This window comes from Amycolatopsis tucumanensis (genome assembly GCF_021654135.1).
Lineage (GTDB): Bacteria > Actinomycetota > Actinomycetes > Mycobacteriales > Pseudonocardiaceae > Amycolatopsis_E > Amycolatopsis_E tucumanensis.
This window is the reverse complement of record NZ_JAKGSD010000008.1, coordinates 193,737-201,382: the sequence shown is the minus strand read 5'-3', so window position 1 is coordinate 201,382 and position 7,646 is coordinate 193,737. Positions and strand designations below refer to the sequence as shown.

General features: G+C 70.8%; 6 protein-coding genes and 1 tRNA gene. 2 read left to right on the top strand and 5 right to left on the bottom strand.

The genetic code is table 11. The features are described 5' to 3' along the window. The first annotated feature begins 242 nt into the window (after nt 1–242). The gene (locus L2C96_RS11720; RefSeq protein ID WP_237336153.1) at nt 243–1,232 is read left to right on the top strand and encodes a hypothetical protein; all 990 of its coding nucleotides are present in this window, start codon (nt 243–245) and stop codon (nt 1,230–1,232) included. On the opposite strand, the gene L2C96_RS11715 is transcribed toward L2C96_RS11720, so the two are convergent. From L2C96_RS11715 to L2C96_RS11695, 5 genes are all read right to left on the bottom strand, one after another. After that, on the bottom strand, nt 1,221–2,075 hold the full coding sequence (locus tag L2C96_RS11715; RefSeq protein ID WP_237336152.1) for a TIGR03621 family F420-dependent LLM class oxidoreductase: 855 nt from the start codon (nt 2,073–2,075) through the stop codon (nt 1,221–1,223). The two genes, L2C96_RS11720 and L2C96_RS11715, sit on opposite strands and share 12 nt — an antisense overlap. 72 nt (nt 2,076–2,147) lie before the next feature. Then, entirely contained in the window at nt 2,148–3,128 is a 981-nt protein-coding gene (locus L2C96_RS11710; protein WP_027936077.1) for a ribose-phosphate diphosphokinase, read from the bottom strand. Continuing rightward, the gene (glmU, locus tag L2C96_RS11705; RefSeq protein ID WP_237336151.1) at nt 3,118–4,599 is read right to left on the bottom strand and encodes a bifunctional UDP-N-acetylglucosamine diphosphorylase/glucosamine-1-phosphate N-acetyltransferase GlmU; all 1,482 of its coding nucleotides are present in this window, start codon (nt 4,597–4,599) and stop codon (nt 3,118–3,120) included. The genes L2C96_RS11710 and glmU overlap by 11 nt, the downstream gene beginning before the upstream one ends. A 44-nt stretch (nt 4,600–4,643) precedes the next feature. Next, nucleotides 4,644–6,284, bottom strand: a complete 1,641-nt coding sequence (locus tag L2C96_RS11700; RefSeq protein WP_237336150.1) for a GGDEF domain-containing protein — start codon at nt 6,282–6,284, stop codon at nt 4,644–4,646. Between the two features lie 139 nt (nt 6,285–6,423). Beyond that, nucleotides 6,424–6,495, bottom strand: a tRNA-Gln gene (locus tag L2C96_RS11695). A gap of 185 nt (nt 6,496–6,680) precedes the next feature. On the opposite strand from L2C96_RS11695, the gene L2C96_RS11690 reads away from it, so the two are divergent. Further along, the gene (locus L2C96_RS11690; RefSeq protein ID WP_237336149.1) at nt 6,681–7,607 is read left to right on the top strand and encodes an acyl-CoA desaturase; all 927 of its coding nucleotides are present in this window, start codon (nt 6,681–6,683) and stop codon (nt 7,605–7,607) included. The last annotated feature ends 39 nt before the right edge of the window (nt 7,608–7,646 follow it).

The following is a 7,646-nucleotide window of genomic DNA, read 5'->3' as shown; positions in this document are numbered from 1 at the left end:
GCCGAGCAGGGTTGTCAAGGCGGGAAAGCGTGCCTTGACAACCCTGGTCGGCGACCAAAGATCGGCTGTGGATCGGGGGCGGGGGAGGTCTGGTTGGGTTGGCCGCTCTCGTTGCGTTTCCGGGCGGCGGTTGGCGCGCGGTGTAAACCGATCGGATGACAGCTTGGCCCCTCAGGAACTCCGGAACCTGAAAGTGCGTCTCATTCACGAACTGCCGTTCCACTGGTGAGCGAGGAGGCCGGATGCGCCTGCGCGGTCTCGCGGTGCTCGTCCTCGTCCTGCTCGTCGCCTGTGAGGCTCCCCAGCGGCCCGCCTCGCCGGATCCTCGCTCCGCCGTCGACGAGGCCCTCACAGCCCTCGCCGGGGAAGCCGCCGTCGCGTATCGGGTTCCTGGTGCGACCCTCACCGTCACCAAGGGTGGGCTCGTCGAGGGGCAGGTTCCGGTCCAGGACGACACCGTGCGGGCCCTCCGGGTGGGTGACTCGCTCTACGTCCGCGCCTCCCCGGCCTACTGGCAGCGGCAGGGCATGTCCGCGCCCCGCGCCGAGCGGTTCGGCTCCCAGTGGACCAGGGCGGACCGCGGGGTGCCGTTCGACCCGGGGCGGCTCATGGCGCCCCAAGTCGTGGCCGCCGCGCTGCGGGCCGCCTTGCCCGTGGGCGTGCTGCCCGTCCAAGTGGGCGGCGCGTTGGACCTGGGCGGTCTGCGCGTCACCGCCACCTCGCCCCACCGCGTGCTCAGCTTCCCGCCCGCTTTCCTCGGGCCCATCGCCGGCCAGTTCGGGCCGCACGAGATCGCCCTCGGCGACGTGCACCTGCCCGGCCTGCGCGAACGCCTCGACGAAGGGGTGGCCGAACTCGGGCAGCCCCTCATCGCCGGACCGGTCGTCGCCGCCAGGGTCACCGACCACGAACTCCGCTGCACGGCCGGCGGCGCCTGCACGGACACCGTCCGCGTCGACAACCGCCTGCTCGGCGCGGCCCCCGGGGCGGCCGCGCGCGTCAGCCTCACCTCGGCTGTCACCTCCGACGCCCTCGGCACCCGCACCTGCGCGCGGGAGGTCGTCCTCCCGCTGGACACCGCCGCCGACGTCTCCTGCTCGGTCAAGTTCACGCTGCCCCGGGCCGACGGCGCGACCAGGCTGCAGGCCGCGCCGTCGGTGACCGCCGAACCCGTCGCCCTCGTCGACCCCGGCGCGCTCAACCGAGACATCGCCGCCGAGCTAGGCCCGTAGCAGCGGGATCACCGGCGCGAACTCCTCCATCGCCATCTCGAACACCGTGAAGTACGTGAACCCGTACCGCTCGCGCATCGCCCGGATCTTCGCCGCGATCTGCTCCGGCGTCCCGGCCAGCATCTGCGGCGCGTCCACCAGCCGGGCGGCCGACCAGCCCAGCTCCGACGGCACCCCGGCCAGCCACTCCTCCAGCGCCGGAACCGGGTCGTCGGCCACCACGACGTTCTGGATCAGCATGTTGTGCTGCACCTGCCGATCGCCGGCCCGCTCGCGGAAGAACCCGACCCGGTCGTCCAGCTCCGCGGCGGAAGCCAGGTCGAACGTCCCCAGCGGGTAGCCGCGCGCGTGCTTCAACCCGGCGAACCCGACGATGTCCGCGTGCTCCGCCGCCAGCCGCAGCACCCCGTCGCTGTTGCCCGCGATCAGCAGCGGCGGCGCGTCGTCCAGGCGGTCCCGCAGCACCTCGATCGTCCGGGCCAGGTGCTTGATCCGCTCGGCAGGCGGCGCGAACGGCAGCCCGGCGTCGTCGAACTCGGACTTCATGTGCCCGGACCCGAGCCCGACGTCCAGCCGTCCGGCGGTGAGCAGCGCGGTCGAGGCGACCTCCCGCGCCAGCAGCACCGGGTTGTAGAAGGGCGCGTTGAGCACCATGTGCCCCACCCGCACCCGCTCGGTGGCTTGCGCGGCGGCGACCAGCGCCGGGAACGGCGCGGGCATGCCCAGGTGGTCGGGGATGGTGATGGTGTCGTAGCCCAGCTCCTCGGCGCGACGGCACTTGGCCGCCCAGTCGTCGCGCCCGGTCAGGAACCGCAGGGAAACACCGAAGCGGTAGTCGTTCATGCCCGTGACGCTAGGCAGGAAAAAGCCCTTCCGCCGCCGGTTTCGCCAGCGGCGGAAGGGCCGGGCGAGAACTCAGGCGTTGCCGTCGAACAGGCTGGTGACCGAGCCGTCCTCGAACACCTGCTGGATCGCCTCCGCCAGCAGCGGCGCGATCGACAGGACCGTCAGGTTCGGGAACCGCTTCTCCGGCGCGATCGGCAGCGAGTTCGTGACGATGACCTCGCGCGCCTTGCAGTTGGACAGCCGCTCGGTGGCCGGGTCGGAGAGGATGCCGTGCGTGGTCGCGATGACGACGTCCGCGGCACCCTCGGCGAGCAGCGCATCGGTGGCCTTCACGATCGTGCCGCCGGTGTCGATCATGTCGTCCACCAGGATGCACAGCTTGCCCTCGACCTGGCCGACGACGCGGTTGGCCACCGCCTGGTTCGGCTTGTCGGGGTCACGCGTCTTGTGGATGAACGCGATCGGCCGGTCGCCCAGCTGGGCGGCCCACTTCTCGGCCAGCCGCACGCGGCCGGAGTCCGGCGAGACCACGGCGATGTCGGCGTCGCCGTAGGTCTTCTTGATGTGATCTGCCAGCAGGGTCTGCGCGAACAGGTGGTCCACCGGTCCGTCGAAGAAGCCCTGGATCTGCGCGGTGTGCAGGTCGACCGTCATGATCCGGTCGGCGCCCGCGGTCTTGAACAGGTCGGCGATCAGCCGGGCCGAGATCGGCTCGCGGCCCTTGTGCTTCTTGTCCTGCCGCGCGTACGGGTAGAACGGCATGACCACGGTGATGCGCTTGGCGCTGGCGCGCTTGAGCGCGTCCACCATGATCAGCTGCTCCATCACCCACTCGTTGATGGGCGTGGTGTGGCTCTGGATGACGAAGGCGTCCGTGCCGCGGACCGACTCCTCGAAACGCACGAACAGCTCGCCGTTGGCGAACGTGTGCGCCGTCTGCGGGGTGATCGTCACGTTGAGGTGCTCAGCGACCTCCTCCGCGAGTTCCCGGTGTGCGCGGCCGGAGAAGAGCATCAGGTTCTTCTTCGGCGTGCCGGACTTAGGACTCATCAGACGACTCCCGCTCGGTCTCTTCCTTGTTTTCCTGCGCGGCGAGCGCAGCCTGAGCCGCCTCCGCCGCTGGAGTACCCGGCCTGCGCCGGGGCACCCAGCCTTCAATATTGCGCTGTGGTCCAGTCGACACCGCCAGCGCCCCCGGCGGGACGTTCCGCCTGATCACAGTGCCAGCGCCCGAGTACGCACCGTCACCAACGGTGACCGGCGCGACGAACATGTTGTCCGATCCGGTCTTGACATGGGAACCGATGGTGGTGTGGTGCTTGCGCACGCCGTCGTAGTTGACGAACACGCTGGACGCGCCGATGTTGCTGTACTCGCCGATCGTCGCGTCCCCGACGTAGGTCAGGTGCGGCACCTTGGTGCCGGTGCCGATGTCGGCGTTCTTGGTCTCGACGAACGTGCCGATCTTGCCCTTGTCGCCCAGCTTGGTGCCCGGCCGCAGGTAGGCGAACGGGCCGACGCTCGCGCCCGCGCCGATCTCGGAGTCGTAGCCGTGCGCGCGGACCACCTGGGCGCCGGCGCCGACGGTGACGCCGGTGAGCGTGGTGTCCGGCCCGATCACCGCGCCCTCGCCGACCTTCGTGCCGCCCTTGAGCTGCACGCCCGGCTCGATCACGACGTCACGGGCCAGTTCGACGTCCACGTCCAGCCACACCGACGCCGGGTCGACCACGGTCACCCCGGCGCGCTGCCAGCGCTGCACGAGGCGGCGGTTCAGCTCCGCGCCGATCGCGGCGAGCTGGACGCGGTCGTTGACGCCCTCGGTCAGCCACGGGTCGTCCACGACGAGCGCGCCGACGCCACGGCCGTCGCCGCGGGCGATCGCCAGCACGTCGGTCAGGTACAGCTCGCCCTGTGCGTTGTCGGTGGACAGCCGGGTCAGCGCGTCGGCCAGCACGGCCGCGTCGAACGCGTAGACGCCGGAGTTGATCTCGTCGATCTCCAGCTGCTCCGGCGACGCGTCCTTCTGCTCGACGATCGCGGTGACCGCGCCGGCCGCGTCGCGCACGATCCGGCCGTAACCGGTCGGGTCGGCGACCACGGACGTCAGAACCGTGACCGCGTGGCCGTTCTCGCGGTGCTCGGCCAGCAGCGCGGCCATGGTCTCGGTGTCCAGCAACGGGACATCGCCGTAGCTGACGAGAACTGTGCCCGAAAGTCCTTCCGGCAGAATGGACAAAGCACACGAAACCGCGTCGCCGGTGCCGTTCTGCTTCTCCTGCACCGCGGTCGCGACGGGCCGCCCGAGCGCCTCGCCGACCTTGCCCAGGTGCTCGGTGACGGCCTCCCGGCCGTGCCCGACGACGACGACCAGGTGGTCCGGCGAAAGCCCGGCTGCGGCCCGCACGGCGTGCTCGACCAGCGGCCTCCCGGCCAGCGGGTGCAGCACCTTCGGGGTGTTCGAACGCATCCGGGTGCCCTCGCCCGCGGCGAGGATGACAGTGCTCAGCGGGCCGGTCACGGCACTCCCAACGAATACGGGACGGGTGGTGGCGGGGCCCGATCCTACGTGTCCTGCCTGGCAGCCGGCTGTGGGTCGCCCTCGGAGCCGGGTTCCGCCTCTGCGATAAGGGACTCGCCCGCCGTCGACTGGGCCGTCGCGACCTGGTTCCCGCCGCCGCGTTTCGCCTGGTACATCGCGGCGTCGGCGCGGGCGAGCACCTGGTCGGCCCGCTCCTGCGGGCGCAGCGACACCAGCCCCACCGAAAGGGTTACCCCGTGCGACAGGTGGTGGGGCAGCGAGTCGACCGCGGTGACCGCCCGGCCCAGCGCCTGCTTGGCCGCCGAGACCGGCGCGCCGGGCAGCAGCGCGACGAACTCGTCCCCGCCGTAGCGGGCCACGATGTCGTCACCGCGCAACGCGTCCCGCAGCGTCGAGGCGACCACGCGCAGCACGTCGTCGCCCTCGGCGTGCGAGTGCTGGTCGTTGACGCCCTTGAAGCCGTCCAGGTCGATCAGCGCGACCGCGAGCGGCTGGGCCGTGGTCGACGCGGACAGCGTGCGCAGGTGCTCGTCCAGCGCGCGCCGGTTGGGCAGGCCGGTCAGCGGGTCCTGCAGCGCCTGCTGGCTGATCGCGCCGTGCTGCGCGGACAGCCGCTCGTGCTCGCGGCGCGTGTCCAGGGTCGCCAGCTGCGACTCCCGCATGTGCCACAGCTCGACCTCCAGCGCGGCCGAGTACTCCGCCAGCGCCCGCGACGACTCGCTGTCGGCGTCGCTGTCCAGCCGCGCGATCTCCCGCATCAGGTGCAGGTTCATCGACGGCATCGAGTTGTCCTCGGCGAGGGTTAGCTTCGTGGCGTGCAGCGCCTTCAGCGCGTCGTCGTGCTGGCCTCCCTGCTCCAGGCAGCGGGCCAGCGCGATCGTGACGATCACCTGCTCGTGCGGGTAGCCCGGCTCGATCAGCAACCGCCGCAGCCGGTCGACGTGCGCCGGCTCCGGCGCGGCCAGCGCGAGGGCGGCCGCCAGCACGCCCACCTGGTCGACCGCGGCCACGCCGATCTTCCGCGGGAACAGCGACTCGGCGAACGGGGCCTCGACCGCGACGGCCATCGAGGCGGCCGTGCTGAACTTCGCGGCCGCCTCCTCGTGCCGCGCGACCCGCTCCAGCCGCAGGCCCCAGCCCAGCAGCATCTTGATGCGGTTCATCAGCTGCAGCGTGATCTCGTGCGGACCGGCGGTCTCCCGGATGGCCTGGTGGGCCCTCGCGATGACCTCCTCGGCCGCCTCGTACACACCCAGCTGGTTGAGCACGATCCAGCAGTCCAGCAGCGCGCTGGACTGGGCCTTGGCCCACTCCCGGCGCGACATGTGCATGTCCGGCGTGTTCGAATCGTCCAGGATCGCCAGCGCCCTGGCGATCTCGGTCAGCGCCGCGTCCTCCTGCTTGGCCAGCACCAGGCGGCGGCCGCGCAGGGCGTGGGCGTCGGCGCGGAACAACGCGAGGCCGTGGCGGCGGGTGTGGGCCAGCATCTCGTCGAGCAGCGGCTCGGCTTCGACGGCGAGACCGCGGGTGACGAGCCTGCCCAGCGACGCCGCGCGGAGGAGCTGGGAGACCAGGACCGGCTCACCCCGGCGCTGGGCCTCGTCGAGGAGCTCGTCCATCGTCCGGACGATCTCGAGCTGCTCGCCGTGCTCCGTGTGCTGCACGGCGGCGATCAGTTCCCGGGCGCGCCCGGCCAGCCAGGCATCGGAGAGCTCGGCCAGTGCCGGCCGCCTGGTCTTCGGTCTGCTCTCGCCTTGCAGCGTGGCGCACCCCCTTCGGGCACGTCGGGGTAGGGCACGGCAGCTCCGCCGCCAGGACTCGAACCTGAACTATCAGAACCAAAATCTGAGGTGCTGCCAATTACACCACGGCGGATCGTGCCTGGTCAGGATAGCGACGTCGAAAAACCGCGCCAGTCCTGGGGTTGTGTCCGAGGTTTGAACGGCTCCCCAGGGGGCAAAACCTCCTGTACCGTAACTTACGGAAACGTAGGTTAGGACGACCTTTCTCAGGGTTTGCCCAGGTAGGAAGAAGTGTTGCGCATGACATCCACTCCGGTAATGGAACCACCTCAGACCAAGGGCCCGAAACCGGTCATCGCCGGTCAGCGAGGCGCCGGTGTTCAGTTCTCGGTCTACCTCGGCGTGATACTCCCGCTGGCCGCGCTCATCGCCGCCGTGCCGTTCGCTTGGGGGTGGGGACTGAGCTGGGTGGACGTCGGGCTGTTCATCGCCTTCTACGTCATCAGCGGGCTCGGGATCACCGTCTCGTACCACCGCTACTTCACGCACGGCTCGTTCAAGGCCAAGCCGTGGCTGCGCGTGGTGCTGGCCATCGCAGGCAGCTTCGCGGTGCAGGGCCCGGTCATCACCTGGGTCGCCGACCACCGCCGCCACCACGCCTTCTCCGACCGCGACGGCGACCCGCACTCGCCGTGGGCGTTCGGCACCTCGCCGCTGGCCATCGCCAAGGGCTTCTGGCACGCGCACATGGGCTGGCTGTTCGAGCGGGACACGAGCAACGCCGAGCGGTTCGCCCCGGACCTGCTCAAGGACCCGGCCATCAAGAAGGTCGACGAGCTGTTCTGGCTGTGGACGCTGCTCACGCTGACGCTGCCGGCCCTTCTCGGCGGCCTGATCACCTGGTCGTTCTGGGGCGCGGTCACCGCGTTCTTCTGGGCCGGGCTGGTCCGGGTGTGCGTGCTGCACCACGTGACGTGGTCGGTCAACTCGGTGTGCCACATGATCGGTGAGCGGCCGTTCGCGGCGCGCGACAAGTCGGCCAACTTCTGGCCGCTGGCGATCCTGTCCTTCGGCGAGTCCTGGCACAACCTGCACCACGCCGACCCGACCTCGGCGCGGCACGGTGTCAAGCGCGGCCAGATCGACATCTCGGCCCGCGTGATCTGGGCGTTCGAGAAGCTCGGGTGGGTGCACAACGTGCGCTGGCCCACCCCGCAGCGCCTGGCGCGTCTGTCGTCGGAATAGTCTCTCCGGGTGGCGGGACGACGTCGAGCGAAGCGTGAG

Coding starts and splice junctions, on each gene's coding strand:
- L2C96_RS11720 (WP_237336153.1), top strand. CDS start 243: ATGCGCCTGCGCGGTCTCGCGGTGCTCGTCCTCGTCCTGCTCGTCGCC.
- L2C96_RS11715 (WP_237336152.1), bottom strand. CDS start 2,075: ATGAACGACTACCGCTTCGGTGTTTCCCTGCGGTTCCTGACCGGGCGC.
- L2C96_RS11710 (WP_027936077.1), bottom strand. CDS start 3,128: ATGAGTCCTAAGTCCGGCACGCCGAAGAAGAACCTGATGCTCTTCTCC.
- L2C96_RS11690 (WP_237336149.1), top strand. CDS start 6,681: ATGGAACCACCTCAGACCAAGGGCCCGAAACCGGTCATCGCCGGTCAG.